General features: G+C 36.7%; 14 protein-coding genes. 10 read left to right on the forward strand and 4 right to left on the reverse strand.

Annotated features, from left to right (window positions below; genetic code table 11):
• Positions 1-8: 8 nt before the first annotated feature.
• From ACPPVU_RS08255 to ACPPVU_RS08270, 4 genes are read right to left on the reverse strand one after another with little or no spacing between them, the layout of a single operon-like run.
• Positions 9-1,187, reverse strand: coding sequence for a glycosyltransferase (locus tag ACPPVU_RS08255; RefSeq protein WP_426671215.1), 1,179 nt, complete (start codon positions 1,185-1,187; stop codon positions 9-11).
• 7 nt (positions 1,188-1,194) lie between these two features.
• Positions 1,195-2,568: a glycosyltransferase family 4 protein gene (locus tag ACPPVU_RS08260; protein ID WP_426671216.1), complete on the reverse strand. Its 1,374-nt coding sequence runs from the start codon at positions 2,566-2,568 to the stop codon at positions 1,195-1,197.
• Entirely contained in the window at positions 2,568-3,887 is a 1,320-nt protein-coding gene (locus ACPPVU_RS08265; RefSeq protein WP_426671217.1) for a hypothetical protein, read from the reverse strand. Before ACPPVU_RS08265 ends, ACPPVU_RS08260 begins: the two co-directional genes overlap by 1 nt.
• Positions 3,856-5,220: a lipopolysaccharide biosynthesis protein gene (locus ACPPVU_RS08270; protein ID WP_426671218.1), complete on the reverse strand. Its 1,365-nt coding sequence runs from the start codon at positions 5,218-5,220 to the stop codon at positions 3,856-3,858. The genes ACPPVU_RS08265 and ACPPVU_RS08270 overlap by 32 nt, the downstream gene beginning before the upstream one ends.
• Positions 5,221-5,420: 200 nt before the next feature.
• On the opposite strand from ACPPVU_RS08270, the gene ACPPVU_RS08275 reads away from it, so the two are divergent.
• The 10 genes from ACPPVU_RS08275 (at position 5,421) to ACPPVU_RS08320 (ending at position 17,771) form a co-directional block, all read left to right on the forward strand.
• Positions 5,421-6,302, forward strand: a complete 882-nt coding sequence (locus ACPPVU_RS08275) for a heparin lyase I family protein (RefSeq protein ID WP_426671219.1) — start codon at positions 5,421-5,423, stop codon at positions 6,300-6,302.
• A 227-nt stretch (positions 6,303-6,529) separates the two neighbouring features.
• A complete protein-coding gene (locus ACPPVU_RS08280; RefSeq protein WP_426671220.1) occupies positions 6,530-7,459 on the forward strand; it encodes a heparin lyase I family protein in 930 nt (309 codons plus the stop codon).
• A 252-nt stretch (positions 7,460-7,711) separates the two neighbouring features.
• Entirely contained in the window at positions 7,712-9,496 is a 1,785-nt protein-coding gene (locus tag ACPPVU_RS08285; protein WP_426671221.1) for an HAD-IIIC family phosphatase, read from the forward strand.
• The gene (locus tag ACPPVU_RS08290; RefSeq protein WP_426671222.1) at positions 9,483-9,725 is read left to right on the forward strand and encodes an acyl carrier protein; all 243 of its coding nucleotides are present in this window, start codon (positions 9,483-9,485) and stop codon (positions 9,723-9,725) included. The genes ACPPVU_RS08285 and ACPPVU_RS08290 overlap by 14 nt, the downstream gene beginning before the upstream one ends.
• Positions 9,726-9,901: 176 nt before the next feature.
• Positions 9,902-11,176, forward strand: a complete 1,275-nt coding sequence (locus tag ACPPVU_RS08295; RefSeq protein WP_426671223.1) for an MBOAT family O-acyltransferase — start codon at positions 9,902-9,904, stop codon at positions 11,174-11,176.
• 6 nt (positions 11,177-11,182) lie between these two features.
• Positions 11,183-12,088 carry a hypothetical protein gene (locus ACPPVU_RS08300; RefSeq protein ID WP_426671224.1) on the forward strand — a complete coding sequence of 302 codons (906 nt, stop codon included), beginning with the start codon at positions 11,183-11,185 and terminating at the stop codon, positions 12,086-12,088.
• 251 nt (positions 12,089-12,339) lie between these two features.
• Positions 12,340-12,930, forward strand: coding sequence for an RNA polymerase sigma factor (locus tag ACPPVU_RS08305; protein WP_426671225.1), 591 nt, complete (start codon positions 12,340-12,342; stop codon positions 12,928-12,930).
• Positions 12,923-13,648, forward strand: a complete 726-nt coding sequence (locus ACPPVU_RS08310) for a hypothetical protein (protein WP_426671226.1) — start codon at positions 12,923-12,925, stop codon at positions 13,646-13,648. Before ACPPVU_RS08305 ends, ACPPVU_RS08310 begins: the two co-directional genes overlap by 8 nt.
• A 12-nt stretch (positions 13,649-13,660) precedes the next feature.
• Positions 13,661-15,019 carry a S8 family serine peptidase gene (locus ACPPVU_RS08315; protein WP_426671227.1) on the forward strand — a complete coding sequence of 453 codons (1,359 nt, stop codon included), beginning with the start codon at positions 13,661-13,663 and terminating at the stop codon, positions 15,017-15,019.
• A gap of 4 nt (positions 15,020-15,023) precedes the next feature.
• Positions 15,024-17,771 carry a CHAT domain-containing protein gene (locus tag ACPPVU_RS08320; protein WP_426671228.1) on the forward strand — a complete coding sequence of 916 codons (2,748 nt, stop codon included), beginning with the start codon at positions 15,024-15,026 and terminating at the stop codon, positions 17,769-17,771.
• Position 17,772 lies beyond the last annotated feature (1 nt).

Here is a 17,772-nt window from a genome sequence, read left to right on the forward strand (position 1 = left end):
TGATTTACTTATAACCAAATTTTGTTCGTTATAAAATTCTTAAGCCCTGTGGAATACTGTTGATGATCAAAATATGCCATGGCTACCTTTTTGCCGTTTATACCAACTTGCCTGGCAGCATCAGGATTTTCTATAATATCTATCAGTGCAGCTTTTATTTGTTCTTCGTTTTCGGGTTCAACTAAAAACGCATCGTTTTTACTTAAATATTTTTCTACATCGCCTATTTTTGAGGCAATAACCGGTTTGCCGGTAGCCAGAAATTCACCCAGTTTGAATGGAAAACCGGCATTAGCAAAAGCTGAATTGATCCTGGTCATACAAAGCACATTAACTTCATTAGCAAGAATATTAACATAGGATGATCTGTTTAAAAAACCACGGTAATCTACTTCGCTTTTCAATCCGCAATTTTCGACCTCATTCCAAAAATTTATCATTTCCTTATCTGTGCCCTTACCGGATAAGACCAACTTGAATTTCTTGCCCTGATCCTTTACTTTTTTTAATCCCTGTATGAGATAGGGCAGGCCATCCTTTTCATTAAACGAACCGCTGTAAAAGACAACTAGTGTTTGATCCGGGGATGGCTTGCTTTCACCATTCAGCAAGTCCTTGTTAATAGTCACCGGCAAAAAAAATTGTGGAGAGTCAGGAAATTTATCTGAAAATTTGGTCGAAAGATGTGTAGACACAACAACAAATCCGTCTGCAAAACGATTTAATCTTTTTCTAAAAAATACGGCAGATTTATACTTTATTTTATTTTTAAATGATCTGAATTTATGAACAGCATCCAGATCTTCAACCACATCTATAACGATACGAAAGCCTAAGAGTCGGGCCCAAATAACAAAGAAGAAGTTTTTAATATCTACCTCACCGTAGAAATAGATCAGGTTTTTGCTTTTCTTTTTTCTGGATTTTAGAATATACCATGAAGTAGTAAAAATGTGTTTGATGAATTTTCCTATCGAGGGGGCGTAATAAATTTCCTTGTAGTTTTTAAGAAATAGTTCCTCATTACCCTTTTCAAAAAGTTTGCTTTTATCTTCCAGCGCAATGTTTGAAATGGAATCCGTATTTTCCTTTTTTAGAAAATAAATGATATTTTGAAGCCTGTTGGTCCCAGCCAAACCAAAGTTCACCGATGTAGGAAAAAAAACAATATTCAGGGGCCTTTCCATTAGCATACTAATTATTAACAATCAATTCACTTACATTACTTTGCCTTAATTCAATCAACTTTTCTCTGAATTCCCTGATGATTTTTGTTTCATCGTGGTTTTCGTTAACTAAATGCTGTGCAACTGATACAACCTGTTTTCGTAAGTCATACGAAAGAAGGAGCTCACTTACTGCGCGTTCAATATGGGCTTCCTCGTTTGAGATGCAGAGCTGGGCCCAGCCTTCTTTGGCATATTCTACCAAAGCAGTTTTTGGCGGCCCAATAACCAAAATGGGAGTACCAGTAGCCATATATTCACTTACTTTTGTTGGCATTGAATATCTTATGAATTTAACCCCAGGTCCATCAAAATCACAAGGAATTAGCAAGATATCCGCATCAGCCAATTTATCTGGTAGTTTTTCATACGCAATGGGTTTAGTAACATTTACGTATTTGTAACTGCTGAAAGTTTTAACCAACGGATGATCTTGTTCTTTCGTTTGTATTTCCAGGATGATATTTTTTCCGTCACTCCCCATTTTTTCAATTACACTTGCCACTTTTAATATCATTTGATCGATGCCATAACCAATCCTGCCCGCATAAAGCATTTTGGCAGGGTTATGAATATCTTTAATATTGGTTTTACCTCTTTTCCAGAATTCCACGTCGACGGAATTATGAAAGGGGAGGAATTTATAATCATATCTTTCAGCATAGGCTTCTGACATATATTTACAGATACTCAGATGTAACGAAGTGCCAGCAAAAACTTTTCTTACTTTAAGGTCCAGTTTACGCTGCCATAGCCACTTCAATGGGCCAGGTCTTACTGCAAATGAAAACCAGTCGTCCATGACATGTGTGATCATAGGCACGTTAATTCTATTTTTTATTGATAAAGCGAAATCCAGTGCTTTATATGAATTTGGTTGAAAGTAAATTAAATCAGGATTAAAGAATTCGATCCACTCCAATAGTGAAGGGCTCATCCTCTGATTGCCATACATCCAAAAAAATAGCCCTGAATAGTGTAAAAAATTATCGAAGTGATTTTTGATACGGCCTTTTAAAGACCCGGTTGGTTCAACTACTACAGCACCAACTGCAAGCGTCTCCTTTATTGGTCCGCATTTCGTTTTCCTTTGAAATATTGAAAAAGGGAAAGGCATTCTTAATTCTTTATAGCCGATCCTGTAATAGTTTAATGCTTTAGAAAAATCAACTTTTTCTTTACTTTCTACAGCAACAGCCAGTTTGTTTTTTGGCCAGTTCTTAAATAGGTTAGAAAGGGTAATACCTCCTCCGGTATCCGAAGTGAAAGTTTGGCCAAGGATCAAAACACGAGGTAATTCCTTTTCAATGCCTTGTTGGGAAATATTGTTCTGATCTATCATTAATGCAGTAGAAATGTTTCCATATTTTGATTACTTAAACGCATCGGGCGTTTTTTTATATATCGTATCTGTGTTCTTTGCCTCTGTGAAGGCCTGTAAATTAAACTTAAAAAGAGAAGGCTCTTTAGAAAAGCCTCATCAAATATGAGTTCGGAAAAACTCACGATCCATAATAGAAGTATGCCCAGTAAGGCGAGTCTGGCGTTTCTGCTCTTATAATAGTCGCCTATAGTGCGGAACGACAAGTAGACCAAATAAAAATAAGTTATGAAATAAATGAGGCCGTAACATCGCAAAAAATTGGTTAATCCGTTAGGCCTGTGAGTTTTCGAGCTTGAAGTCGTCGTATTAAAAAGTACTTCCATCCGGCGGCTCCAACCAAAAAGAGGACGTTTCTCAATATCTTTCATGTCCATCATTGCCGATCCAAAGCGATTGTTTGAACTACCGCTTTCTGACAATTGTTTAGATATTTTTTCTCCCAGAAAATCAAAGCTGGTGAACGCTAAACCAGCTACCAGGCATATTAAAAATACCCCGGCGTATTTTAAGTTTGACTTGAGCTGAAAACTGTAAAATGTTAGCACTGCGATAAGAGAAAGGATACCCATAGTAGACGCCGCAGAGCATAGCGCAACGATATACACAATAGATTGCCGGTCAAATAGATCTGAGAATTTCTTGATTTTTGTAGTATAATATTTTAGATATAATGCGATGTTTAAATAAACTGCAAATGCGCCGCTTTCCCAGAATATTCCTGCATTACGGGTGTATTTAAAAGTTCCGTTGAAAAACTCCGGTAAAAAAGTGTAAATGATTAAAGTTGGGGTGGAATAATTTTTAAAATCTTTTTGAAGCGGAAACATTACACCGGCCAACTTATATAATCCTTTGCCAATACCCGGGACATAGCACAATACTGTAAAAACAAAAGAAATAATACAGATAATGTACATTGTGAATAGAAAGACCTTTATAAACCGGGTTTTTAGCAGGTTAACTACTGTAAAACCAAAAAGAAGAATTAGAAACAGCTTAACTATCGTTTCACTGTAATCCAAATTAAACATCAATGCATGAATGCATTCATAGCCTATAAAAAAAATGAAGATAAACAGCGTCCTTGCATAGATCGTTTTTTTGTAATTGCAAAAAAGGTAATACAGGGATATAATTGATGCCAGTGAAATGAATATGGGCAGCTTTTGCGAAAAAAAAGGATTTCCTGACAAGGCCAGCAAAAGGAACATCAGAAAGAACTCCGATTTGCTGACAGGTGCCTTATTATTTGTTCCAGATTCCAGTTGCTGTTCCATTTAGAATTTTATTTGATTGAGTTCTCCAAACTATCAAGTTAGGCAGGGTAGTGCAAACCATTGCAATAGTTACACCGGACGGGCCAAAATGGAACGTCTTACAAAGCAGTATAGATAAAGGAATAGTAACAATTATAGAAAGAACAGCAATATAAAGTTGCAGACGTATTTTTCCTGCTCCGTTAAGGAACATATTATAAGAACCGGAAGCAAGACTGATAATAACATACAAAGTTAATGCAATAGTCATTGAAGCAGGTATTTTGACACTGCCGCCAACCCAGAGAAACACGATTTTATTAACCAATATGGCAGAAATAATTACCCCGGTAATAAGGATACCGGCAATGATGTTTAGTTTTTTAAGTGTTTTTCTTATCCAGGTAAAATCTTTTTTAACAAACGCTTCCGTAAATGGGGTCCAAAAAGTATAGGTGACAATTCCATTGATCATAATAGCAATGGAAAAGTATTTAAATGCTATATTATATACTGTGACCTGTTCAGGTCCGAAAAGCTGTGTTAAAATAATATTGTCAGTAGAAAATACGACCAGGATCGCCATTTGGATAATAAAGAACTGAACGCCCAAACCAAGCAACGAATGTGCATACTTAAAGTTGATAAATTTAAAACCAGGTCGTATGGCTTTAAATTTTGTAGAAAAACAACCTATATTGAATAAGATTGTCACCAAAAGCGGGCCGGCGCTGAGCACCATTGCCACCCAAAATAGCGAACTGGGTACCGTTTTGGTAAGGATCAATATGCCTATGTAAGAGAATGTACTTCCTAAAGGGCCCATTAAATTATTTAATGCGGGGACCTGGTTGGCATAAAGTACTACGCTTATCAGGTTAAAAATAAACCGTAAGCAAAAAAATATAAATACGTATAAAACCAGATTGCTTAATTCGTTGCCTATGGCTGGGGTGACATTTAAGATTGATGCCCAATTTAAAAACGGATTAACAAAGCAGAAGAGCAGAATAAAGGTTGAAAAAATTAGCGTAACAAAGGCATACGCCGTACTCACATAGATCCGTGATAAATTATAATCTTCAAGTGCGAGGGATTCAGCCAATTTATTTCTTAATCCATGTCCAATCCCAATATCAAAAAAATTGAACCATTGTAAGAGTGAGGCAAGCGTAAGCCAAATGCCATAATGAAATTTATCCAAATAGTGGAGTGTTAGTGGAACTAGCGCAAATTGGATGACAATGGAATATCCTTTAATGAAAAAAGAGTAAATAATATTTTTGGTAGCACGTGCCGTTCTTAAATTATCTCCAAGTATTTTCTGGCTTAGTTTGTAGGCAGTAGCAATCATTGAATCACCGGATTAACTATTCAAACTTGTAACATCATAATTCAATAAAAAGTTTATTAAGAATTAGATATAAAGAGAAACGAAAATATTTTTTTCATTAAAGGTAACAGATTTTATAAAAATACGTATATGTATTAACCCAAAATTAATAACTAATGATTAAAAAACATTTTAGAACAAGACTGGTATTTAAGCTAATCATGCTTCAACTGATTTTTATTGCAACTTTGCTCTTTACAGGCTGCCAAAAGGAAGACACATCGGTGAATACAATTGCTGCTGCTAAGCCAGCCACCAGTGCAATATCCGTTTCATCACTAGCTTCGCTACAATCTGCGCCAGTGGCATTTTTTGATGCATCTCTTGATCAGAAAAAAAATCTTTCCAGCTATGCTACCGTCAAAGGAGATCCTTACTCGGCGATGGTAATTAATCCCAATAGGATAAGTGTTGTGAATGACCCCGTTTTCGGATCAAAAAGAAAAGTAATGTTAATGGACGTTCGTACGCAGGATAATGGAGGCGTAACAGAAAATCCCCGTGCGCAGGTTCAAACGCCAATGAACTATGTTGAAGGACAAACAGTTTATATAGGTTTTTCAGTCCGGTTTACACAAAGCTTCTGGACTTATTTTCTTACTTTCTCCGAATTATATGGCGCTCCGTATGCGGGGACTTCTCCCTTCCGGTTATCAATACAAGGAAGTAATATTGTTGCCTCAGCAACCAATTCAGGCAAACAGACGAATTTATGGCAGGAACCAATGCAGGCCGGATTGTGGTATGACTTTGTATATTGTGAAACACTAAGCCACGATGCTTTAAAGGGGAGTGTACAGGTTTGGTTAAGAAAACAGGGAGAAACCACCTTCAAACAAGTTCTCACGCTAACTAAAATACCAACTGTTACAGCCGCTAATTTAACAGGCCCCAATTATCATAAACTTGCTTGTTATTATGATAAAGAAAATACGTTTGTTGACGCCAGCAAAAAAACAAGAGTTAGTGAAATTAAAATGTATTTAGGTAATCATAAGGTTGGAAGTAGTTTTGACCAGGTTGCACCTACACTTATTAAATAATTTTAAATTTAAACAGTTCTCTGAAGCGCCTGTGGTAGTACTACAGGCGCTTCAGTCATTTATATTTGGGCTAAACGGCAAAAATTCCTGGCTCCATCACTCACAATCAGTAACCGTTTTGGCGAAAACATGGGTACTCAAATCGGGAAATTATATTTCATTTTGGGAAATAATTTTGAGTATATTGCAATATCTAATTGACCAATGATTAATTTAACTAAATTCTCATGGCAACAAAACAATTACACAAAGTACTGTTAATGAGATTAATCAGGATTCGTCTCCTTTTCATAACTGCGTTCATTTTTGCAGGCTGTAAGAAGGACGCCACCACCCCGATTACTTCCGATCCGGTGATTAGCGAGGCTGATGTATCAACCAATTTGGCATCAACCAAAGTAGTGCAAGCCGGCCCGGTTGCCGTCTTCGATGCCAATCTGAATAAAAATAAAGATCTATCCGCATATGCTGCTGTCGCGGGCAATCGATATTCTGCCGCAGTTATAAATCCAGGCTGTATCAGTGTGGTAAATGACCCTATTTATGGTTCAAGAAGAAAGGTTATGTTTATGGATGTAGGTATAAATGATAACGCAGGAATAACATCAAACCCGAGGGCCCAGGTACAAACCCCAATGAGTTATACCGAAGGTCAAACTGTGTATGTTGGTTTTTCAGTTTATTTCCCTGCTACTTTTTATACTATGTTTCTAACTATCTCTGAAATTTATGGCTCTCCATACAATGGAACATCCCCTTTCAGGATTGCTATCCAAAATAGTAATATTGTTGCTTCGGCAACCAAGCCTGGGGTACAAAAGAATTTATGGCTTGAACCGTTCCAGGCAGGGGTTTGGTATGATTTTGTATATTGCGAAACGCTTAGTCAGAGCTCTACAATTGGACAAGTTCAGGTTTGGCTAAGAAAAACGGGAGTAAGCAGCTTTACCCAAATCGTTGCACCAACAAAAATACCCACCATAACAAGGGCTAACGTAACCGGCCCAAATTATCATAAGTTGGCTTGTTATTATGATAAATCATACATATTTACTGATGCTAAAAAGAAAACAAAGGTGACAGAAGTCAAAGAATATCTAACTAATCATAAAGTAGGTAGTACCTTTGCTTCGGTAGCACCTGCATATATCCATTAATGCTTATTTAAATAGTTAGCCACTACGATAGTTACTTTTATATTGAACGATTGTACGGATGGCTGCAATCGTTCATTTTTTTATAGACCATTATCTTACAACATTAAAATTTTCTATTATTGTTTAAATTAATCAATAGAATTTCTCTGCAACTCTATCTAAATACAATATATTGAGCAATAATTTTTTAACTAAAAATACATTATTGCTCAATATCAAGCGTTTTTAAAACATTATACGCATTTCTGCTGTATGATATTTGTTCACCGCCTTTACACGCCGACAGGAATGCTCCTTGTAAAAGACTTTGCCCAGCTCAAAAAAAGCCTTAAAAAAGATGTTAGTGGGTTAAAAAAGATCCGGGTAGCACTTTTAGGAGATTCAGCCACCCAGTTACTAAACCTGGCATTGAAAGCAACAGGGGTAGACCGGCAACAAAATCTGGATATATGGGAAGCCGATTTTAACCAGGTTGAGCGCCAGATTTTTGATCCAACATCTGAATTTTATGCTTTCAGACCACAATTCGTTATCATTTTTAGATCATCTCATCAATTACTTAAGAAATACAATAAACTTAATTTGGAAGATGCCGGTAAACTTGCTGATAATGAGATAGGCTCAATAAACGCCCTGGTTTTTCAAATAGAAAGCATACTCGATGCACGAATCCTATACTATAACTATCCTGAAATAAATGATAGCGTTTTTGGTAATTACTCCAACAAAACTTCTGTGTCATTTTTATTTCAGATCCGTAAGTTGAATTATGAGCTAATGAATTTCGCGGTTCAACAAAATGGATTCTATATTGTAGATATTTCTACTCTTCAAAACCAGTTTGGTAAAAATGTGGTTTTTGATTCTCCAATCTATGTCAATTCAGAAATGGTATTGAGTTTGGATATTCTTCCGCATGTTGCTGCAATAACCGTGGATGTGATTGATGCACTTGAAGGGAAGTTCAAAAAATGTGTCATACTGGATCTGGACAATACAATGTGGGGAGGAATAATTGGCGATGACGGATTAGAAAAGATATTGATTGGATCTTTAGGTACGGGAAAGGCATTTTCAGAATTCCAATACTGGTTAAAGAAATTGAAAAACCGGGGGATCATCTTAACAGTATGTAGTAAAAATAGCGAATCAATAGCGAAAGAGCCTTTTGAAAAGCACCCCGATATGGTGCTTCGTTTAGAAGACATTGCCGTTTTTGTTGCAAATTGGGAGAATAAAGTAGATAATATCCATCACATACAATCCATTTTGAATATCTCTTATGATTCAATGGTTTTTTTGGATGATAACCCGTTTGAGAGAAATATGGTTAGAGAGCAGATCCCTCAGCTTACTATTCCTGAATTGCCTGAAGACCCCGCAAATTATCTCGAATATTTGTATTCCCTTAACCTGTTTGAAACCGTTTCTCTGTCTGAGGAGGATAAGGAAAGAACCAAAATGTACCAGTCAGAAGCGCAACGTTCTACTGTTCAGAAACAATATTGCAGCGAGGATGATTTTTTAAATAGCCTGGAAATGACTTCGTTGGTTGAGCCTTTCACTAAATTTAATATTCCGCGAGTTGCACAACTATCCCAGCGTTCCAATCAATTTAACTTGCGAACTATCCGCTATACAGAGACCGATCTGGAAGCGATTGTTCAGTCTGATAAATTTATAACCATGTCTTTCCGTCTTGAAGATAAATTCGGTGATAATGGATTGATAAGTTTGATAATTCTTAGAAAAGAAGATCATGATACGCTGTTTATTGAGACCTGGTTAATGAGCTGCAGGGTATTAAAAAGGGGTATGGAACAATTTGTCTTAAACACAATAGTAGCCTTCGGAATCCAAAATGGATTTAAATACTTAACCGGTGAATATATACCCACAGCTAAAAACGATATGGTTAAAAACCATTATGCAGATCTTGGGTTTACTCAAGCCGAAACCTACTGGTGTTTGGATATGACAAACTACAAGGAAAATAAAACTTTTATCAAAAAAATTGAATCAGATGGAAAGAGCTGACATATTAAATAAACTGAATGGGATTTTTGTAGAAGTGCTGGATAATGATGAGATCAAATTAACCCCTGAAACCACAGCCGCTGATGTGGAGGACTGGGATTCGCTCAATCACATTCAATTAGTAGTGGCAATTGAAAAGCAGTTTAAGTTGCGTTTTAATTCCGGCGAAATACAGAGTTGGAAAAATGTTGGTGAAATGATCGATTCTGTACAAAAGAAGATTAGTTGATTACTCGTTAAAAACGTAAAACAATGTTATTTAACTCATTTAATTTCCTTGTTTTTTTTCCGCTGGTAACGCTTGTTTTTTATATTTTACCTCACAAAATCCGATGGGCGCATCTTTTAGTTGCAAGTTGTGTGTTTTATTGCTTCTTTATACCTAAGTATATTTTTATTTTACTGGTGACAATCCTGATCGATTACTTTGCCGGCATCAGGATAGAAAAGTCATCAGGCAGGCAAAAAAGCGTGTGGTTGATCATTAGTATTTTATCCACCTGTTTGGTGCTTTTTGTTTTTAAATACTATAATTTTTTTATAGGTAACATAGACCAGGCGGCCCGTCTTTTTCATTTGAATTATGCGATACCTCTGTTCCATATTATTTTACCCATTGGCCTCTCTTTCCATACATTTCAAAGTTTAAGTTATGTGATTGAGGTATACCGTGGACAGCAAAAAGCGGAAAAAGATTTCGGTATTTACAGTTTATATGTAATGTTCTATCCACAACTGGTTGCCGGACCAATAGAAAGGCCTCAAAATCTTTTACATCAATTTTATGAAAAGCATGATTTTAATTACAGCGATGTAACTATTGGGTTAAAAAGAATGGCCTGGGGATTATTTAAAAAAATTGTCATCGCAGATCGGCTTTCTATTTATGTGAGTGCCATTTATTCAAATCATGATAAACACAATGGAACATCCTTAACCGTTGCTACTTTATTTTTTGCATTCCAGATTTATTGTGATTTTTCAGGCTACTCTGATATCGCGATAGGAGCAGCAAGAACAATGGGTTTTAAATTGATGACAAATTTTAACTACCCCTTCTTCAGCAGAAGTATTACTGAATTTTGGCGCAGGTGGCATATTTCACTATCAACGTGGTTTAATGATTATCTTTTTACTCCACTAATGATTTCCAAAAGAAACTGGGGCAGATACGCTGTGGTTTTCGCTGTGTTAATTACTTTTTTAGTAAGCGGGCTTTGGCATGGTGCAAACTGGACTTATATCGTTTGGGGATTATTAAATGGTATTGCCCTCGCGTATGAGTTTATCACCAAAAAACTTAGAAAGAAATTGTCTCAGCTAATACCGGCAGCTATTTATCAGCCTGTAAGTATCTTATTAACCTTTTTATACGCTTGCTTTACATGGGTGTTTTTTCGTTCACCTGATTTAAAAACAGCCGTTGATGTATTACATAAGATTTTGTTTGTGCACGGAGCGATATTTATCGGCGATAATAAAAATATGATCTATTCTGTCTTATTTATTTGGCTGCTAATCAGCATAGAAGTGATCAGGGAGTATAAACTTTTTAACGGCTTTAGTCTGTTTGAAAATACTAACATGTATGTAAGACGTCTGTCGTATATATCAATTGTGATCATAATACTGATGTTCGGTGTTTTCGATAATAGCCAATTTATTTACTTTCAATTTTAGGTTCTCATGATACAGCACCTTGAAATTAAAAGATTTGCCAAATCGCTATTAATAATAGCTGCTGGGATTCTGCTATTTGACTTTGTAATAGGAAGTGGATTGAAGTATCTATACAACAAACAAAAATCAGGTCTTTTATACAGAACAAGTTATTCAATTGATAGTACAAAGGCTGATTATATTGTTTTGGGATCATCCAGAGCCAACCATGATTATGACCCGAAAGTATTCGAAAATATTTTGAAAAGTTCTTTTTACAATTGCGGCAGAGATAAACAAGGCCTTGTTTATAGTTGTGCAGTATTGTCTGCGATCCTTGAACGGTATCAGCCAAAATGTGTTATTATTGACATTCGTCCGGATGAATTTACCCAATCGGATGAAGGTAGTCTTGCTACATTACTTCCATATCAAAAGAATCCGGCAATCCGGCCTTATCTGGATTATAATGGAAAATTTGAAAGCGTAAAACTCTTATCACATATTTATCCTTATAACTCTTTATTTACCAATTTAATCGTCGGCCTTAAGAAAAGCTGGAAAGAGGATTATAAGGGCTACCGGGCACTTACTAATCTCAATCCAGATCCTGCACTAGATACATTAAAAGAAAGCACCTCTCTTGACACTATTAAACTTAAAGTTTTTCAAGCTACGCTTACACGCTTAAACCAATTGCAAATTCCTACTTACCTTGTTATATCACCCATTCATTACGTATATATCAGCAAGTATACAACAGGAATTTGCGTAAAAAATGCCAAAGCATTTACTAACATAAAGTTTTTGAATTTTACAAATAAGGCAGAATGGCGCGATAATCGAAACTTTAGCGATCATAATCACCTTAACCAACAAGGTGCGGTGTTGTTCTCGGCCAGCCTGGCAGAGGAAATACAAAAGCCTGAATGATTTTTAAAAAATAGCAGTCAGAGTATTCGCAAATAAATTTAGTCAAACTGCGGAAGATGCAATTCAAAGGCCTGTCTCCATGTCGTCAAAAACTGAATCATTTTCGACGGCAAATTAAAGCCTCAGGAGCATTGATAAATATTATCAATATTAATTTATAACTATAGGGATATTCTAATATATTTATTTGTAATTTTAATTATTATTTAAGATTAAAGTTCGATAAATGCCTGAAAGTTAATTTTTTAATCATGATTTCATCTTCAGAAAACTTGATAATCAAAGGGCTTAAATCTGGAGAATCTACAAGGCGCCATTCTGAAAAGGAACTTTATATATCATTTTTTTATTTAATAAAAGAGGCTGCAAAAAAATACGGCATTCCGAATGAAGAAGCTGCAAGTATCTACACTGATACTATTCTGGCCGTAATTAAAAATGTTCTATCCGGTAAATTTGAGGGGCGATCGTCCCTTAAAACTTATGTCTATCAAATATTTTCTAATAAATGTGTTGACCTGCTTCGAAAAAAAACGACTAATAAGGGAAAGTTGGAAGATGCCGTTCCGTATGACAGTTTAGTTTTTGAGCTTCCTGACCAAACAAGAAGTATTATCCAAAAGCTTATTGCTCAGGATCAGAGAAATCAAATAAATGAAAAACTGCAGGAAATAGGTGGTAAGTGCATGGAATTGCTGCTCTTGTTTGAGGACGGTTATAATGATAAGGAGATTGCAGAATCTATGAATTACCAGTCGGCCGATGTAGTTAAAACAACACGTCTGCGGTGTTTGGAAAAATTGAAATTGAAAGTAAAAGGAATCGAAAATCGAAATGAATAATTTATTAAGCTATATAGATGATTACTTCACCGGCGTATTAAATGACGACGAAAAAAGGGAGTTTGAGCAGAGGTGTCATAATGACGAAGCCTTTGCGCAGGAGGTTGCTGAGTACATTAGCATGCGCGATCAAATAAATGCCCGCTTACAACAACGCAAAAAAGAAGACTTTGAGCAACTATACCAACAATTGTCTGTTTCCCAAAAATCAGCAAAGATCACGATTTTAAGGCCACTGGCTCTTTTGGCTGCCGCCTGTGTTTTGTTGCTGATAGGCTGGTTTACGTTTTTTCAAAAGACAAGTCCTCAAAGAATTGCAGATAATTATATATCAACCAATTTAAGTACACTCGGATTAAACATGGGTGTCTCAGATTCGCTGCAGACGGGAATATCCGCCTATAATTCAAAATCCTTTCAAATTGCTGAACGACTTTTCAAACCGATGATAAGCAAGCCGGAAACAGCCGCTGAGGCAATTAAATATCTTGGCTTGACTTACCTTGCCGAAAAAAAATACAACAATGCCCTGGAATGTTTCGATCAGCTATCCGCATTATCCTTATACACCAACCCCGGGAAATTTTACAGGGCTCTTACGCTGATGGAGCGATCTGAAGCCGGAGATAAGGACAATGCAAAAAAAATACTGCAAGAGATTATTGACAAAAACTTATTTGGCAATACAGAAGCCAGAAATTGGATAAAACGACTTTAAATACTTAACGCCATGGGAATCAACGAAAAAAAATCAGATTACGTAGCTCCATCCTTCGCTATCAAATGCAAGCCGGATTACACTCATTTAGAAAAAACGTATCGTAAGAATCAACTCATCGTAACATTTAAAGATTTTCCTTCAGAAGAACAAATTAATACCGTAAAGGGGTATTTTAAAGAGATGGGCTTTGAAAATATTACCATAAAAAAATGCCAGGACTGCAATATGCCGGTACAATTGTGGCTTGCCGAAGGCATTGAAACTGTGATAGTGGATAAAGGTATTAAGGTGGGTTCCGGAGGGGGAACCGGAACAGTAGGTGAAAGTTACTCTTTAAATTTTTTGAGTAATATTCCGCCACATGAATTGAAGAACATCGGTAAGTTTAAGCCAGATTATAATAAGGGTACAGAAGAAGTGGTTATTGCTGTCCTTGACACTGGTTTTGATCCCTACATTGTTGATGAGGGCTACATTTATAAGGGAAATATATCAAAAAAGGAATATGAGTGCTTTAACGGTACTGAATACGGCTGGAACTTTGTTGAAAATAACAAGGATATAGAAGACGACAACGCCGGCCGGCATGGAAGCCTGGTTACCCAATTTATTATAAATGAATTTAAAAATAGCAAAAAAACAGTTAAGATTATACCTGTAAAAACACATGACCGGAATGGACATGGAGACTTGTTTGCTATATTTTGTGCAATATATTACGCCATAGCAAAAGGTGCTCAGATCATAAATGCCAGTTGGGGGTTTTACTCTTATGAACGGGAACCGTTATTTCCACCGCTAAAAACTATAATCGAAAGACTGGAGGAAGAAGGTGTTTTATTAGTTGCCGCTGCAGGTAATCAAACTGATGCAGATGATCGTATTGCCAGTAAAATTTTTTTAGAAAATACGGGGCGTGAGCCTAAACCAGAGGATCTTCGGGATTTGGCTATTCATCATTTTTTGCCGGCTTATTTCAGCAGTGGTGAAGACAATTTGATCACAGTTACTACAACTGATGGCAAAGAGGTGGCTTCGACAGAAAATTTTTCCAATGTCTATGTTGATCTTGGGATAATCGCCGATAAAAAAATAAAAGACGATTTATGGTTTGAAGTCCCGTTTGAACAAACCGGGGAACCAGGTCATGTGAGAGGATCTTCTTTCGCTACCGCAATAGCAACAGGGATTATTGGCGCTTACAGCGAGTCCTCGAATTTCAAAAAAGGCTCCGTCGATAAGCAGAAAATTTTTGAAGATCTCAAACCAATCTCAAACATAGGCTTAAATCCACGGGTACAACCCAATCCTCCGGAACCAATAGCAGAGTTTATTAAAAACGGTTTATGTATAAAAAAACAAGGATGATTACATGAAACCCTTGTGTAAAACAACCGTCTGTTTAAGTTTTTTTATTTTCGGTGCGATCGTATGCCATGCACAATGCCTTTCAGATGATAGCATCCGTTATAAGATCAATGCAATTAAAAATGCCCCAGGCGACGATACTGTAAAAATAGCGGAGCTTGCAGCGTTAAAGGCATCCTATCTGAAATGCCATCAAAAAAATGGTGCCGTTTATGCGGAAATTATCCATCGGCTGGGTGATTTTTATTACAAAACCGGAGATATGGCGCGGGCAGTTGCTTATACTGCGGCGGCGGTTGATGTGAATGAACATACGGGCATTGTTGAGCCATTTTTAAGTAATAGCTTTTATAACCTTGGGGTATTTTATTTGCAATTGAATCTATTACACCTGGCTAATATTTCTTTTAGTAAGTGTATTGCAGCAAGTAAGCCTTTCCCCGAGAAATATCACATCGCGGCTATGGCGCATGTAAAACTTGCCTACCTGTTTTTCAAAGGAGGAGATTATCAGCATGCAACAGAAATTGCTTTAAAAGGAATGTATTTTGCAATTGCAGCAAAAGACACCGTTCAACTTGGTGCACTATGGGCTCAAAAAGCACAGGCAGAGGTTGAGCTTGGTGATTTTAAGTCGGCAGCTGAAAGTATCGCGACAGCTTTACGCTTTCTTAATAATCAAAATAACAGTGAGCTTGCATCTGCTTATGCCATATATGCCAATTTTCTAAACACCTCCGGAAAACATCAGGAATGCTTGGTTTATTACAAAAAGGCTATTTTTTTGGACAAAGCCTTGCAGAACTTTGCGGAGTGTGCTGGCGATCAAAGCGATTTAGGATATGTTTATGAAAACGATTTAAAACAGGAGAATGAAGCAAGGGAGTGTTTCAACGAAGGTCTGAAAATAGCCAGAATGAACAATGACAGTAACCAGATGGTCAGTTTTTTTGAGAACATCGGAGTTACTTACTCGAGACAGAATGATTTTAAGAATGCTTTAATATTTTATCAAAAAGCTTTAACTGTTCTTCCCATAAAATTTAACGATCAATTGATTACCAGTAATCCGACGATCGAGATGCTGGGCCCAATATCGAATGATTATTATGTTATTATGTTGCTGGCAAGTAAAGCCCAAAGTTTGCTTGCCTTTTATAAAGAAAAGCATGACAAAATATTGTTAAAAGCCGCTCTGCAAACATTTATACTAGCCGACCGGTCTGTGGATATGATGCGGTGGAAACAATACGGGCAACGCTCTAAATTACTTTGGCGAAGCCAAACCAAGGAAATGTATGAAAAGGCTATTGAAGTTTGCTATCTGCTCAACGATAGTGAAAATGCGTTTTATTTTTTTGAAAAAAGCAGATCTGTTTTGCTCAATGATCAGATAAATTTTTCAAATAGTTCGCACATCAAGCCTGATGAAAAAATAAATAAAAAACTACGCTCCCAAATAGATAGCCTTAATAAACTATTGATGTCATTAGATGAGAATTCTCTTACTGGCCGGTTAAGAGCTGAATGGTTATCTGTTAATCATGAATGGGAAAAACAACAGAATCTGCATACAGCAAATCTAGCTGGCGAAAATATCCTGCCGGCAAATTTTTTTAAACAGGTTCAGCAACAACTTATCGATAATAAGCAAACGCTTATTGAATATTTTAATAATGATACAGTAGTTTATGTATTGTCTGTTACGCCGGCCAAGGCGCAAATATTCAGGATTGCTTATCCTTTTTTTATTAAAGATTGTGGCGATTTTTTGAAATATTGCTCAAATGTTAGTTTACTTAATCAGCAATACAGTAACTATGTAAGCGTAGCCTATAGGTTATATCATAAGATTTTTGAACCTCTTCAGGTAAAAACGCAAAGAGTGATCATATCCCCCGGAGATCTTTTTATATCCTTCGATGCCTTGCTTTTTAAACCTGATATAAGCGAAAGCTTTTTGGTTAAAAAGTATTCATTTAGCTATGTTTACTCTATGCGGGTCTTAAAAAACCATTCCCGGCAAAATAACGAAAATGGAGTTGTTTTCTTAGGAATAGCCCCGGAAACTTACCCGGCCGCTACTCATCTGCAGTCTTTAACGGGGTCGGTAAGCTCTCTTGAGCGTATTGAAACAGGGTTTGCATCTTCTGTATTACTCAAAGATGAAGATGCTAAAAAGAGTCAATTGCTTTCCAAATTACCGCAATCCCAAATTATTCAAATATATGCTCATGCACAAGCAGACAAGCATACCCTGGATCCTGTGCTTTACATGTCAGATACCGGCGTTTTAATGAGCGATGTTCAAAGGGTTAAATGCCGGTTTGGAGAGATGGTGATGCTTTCGGCGTGTAATACAGGCAGTGGCTATGTGGCTGATGGAGAAGGTGTGTTTAGCCTTGCCAGGGGGTTTCGCCTGGCGGGTATCCCGAGTACAGTAACCAATTTATGGCAGGTTGATAATCAGGCCACCTATGAACTAACGGAAAGTTTCTATAAATATTTAAGGCAGGGACAGCCCAAAGATGTGTCCTTAAGGTTGGCAAAGCTCGACTTATTGAATAAAAACCAATCCCACCTATTGCCATATTACTGGGGAGCTACTATCGTTTTGGGTGATAGTTCAGCCTTAAAAATATCTTTGAAATCAAGTCGCAGTAATTATATTTTTTTCCTCATCTCATTCGCCGCGTTATTGCTGATGTTTGGCTGCTTTTACTTATTCGTAAACAGCCAAAGAAATTCATAAC

It is taken from the genome of Mucilaginibacter sp. McL0603, assembly GCF_049992945.1.
GTDB lineage: Bacteria > Bacteroidota > Bacteroidia > Sphingobacteriales > Sphingobacteriaceae > Mucilaginibacter.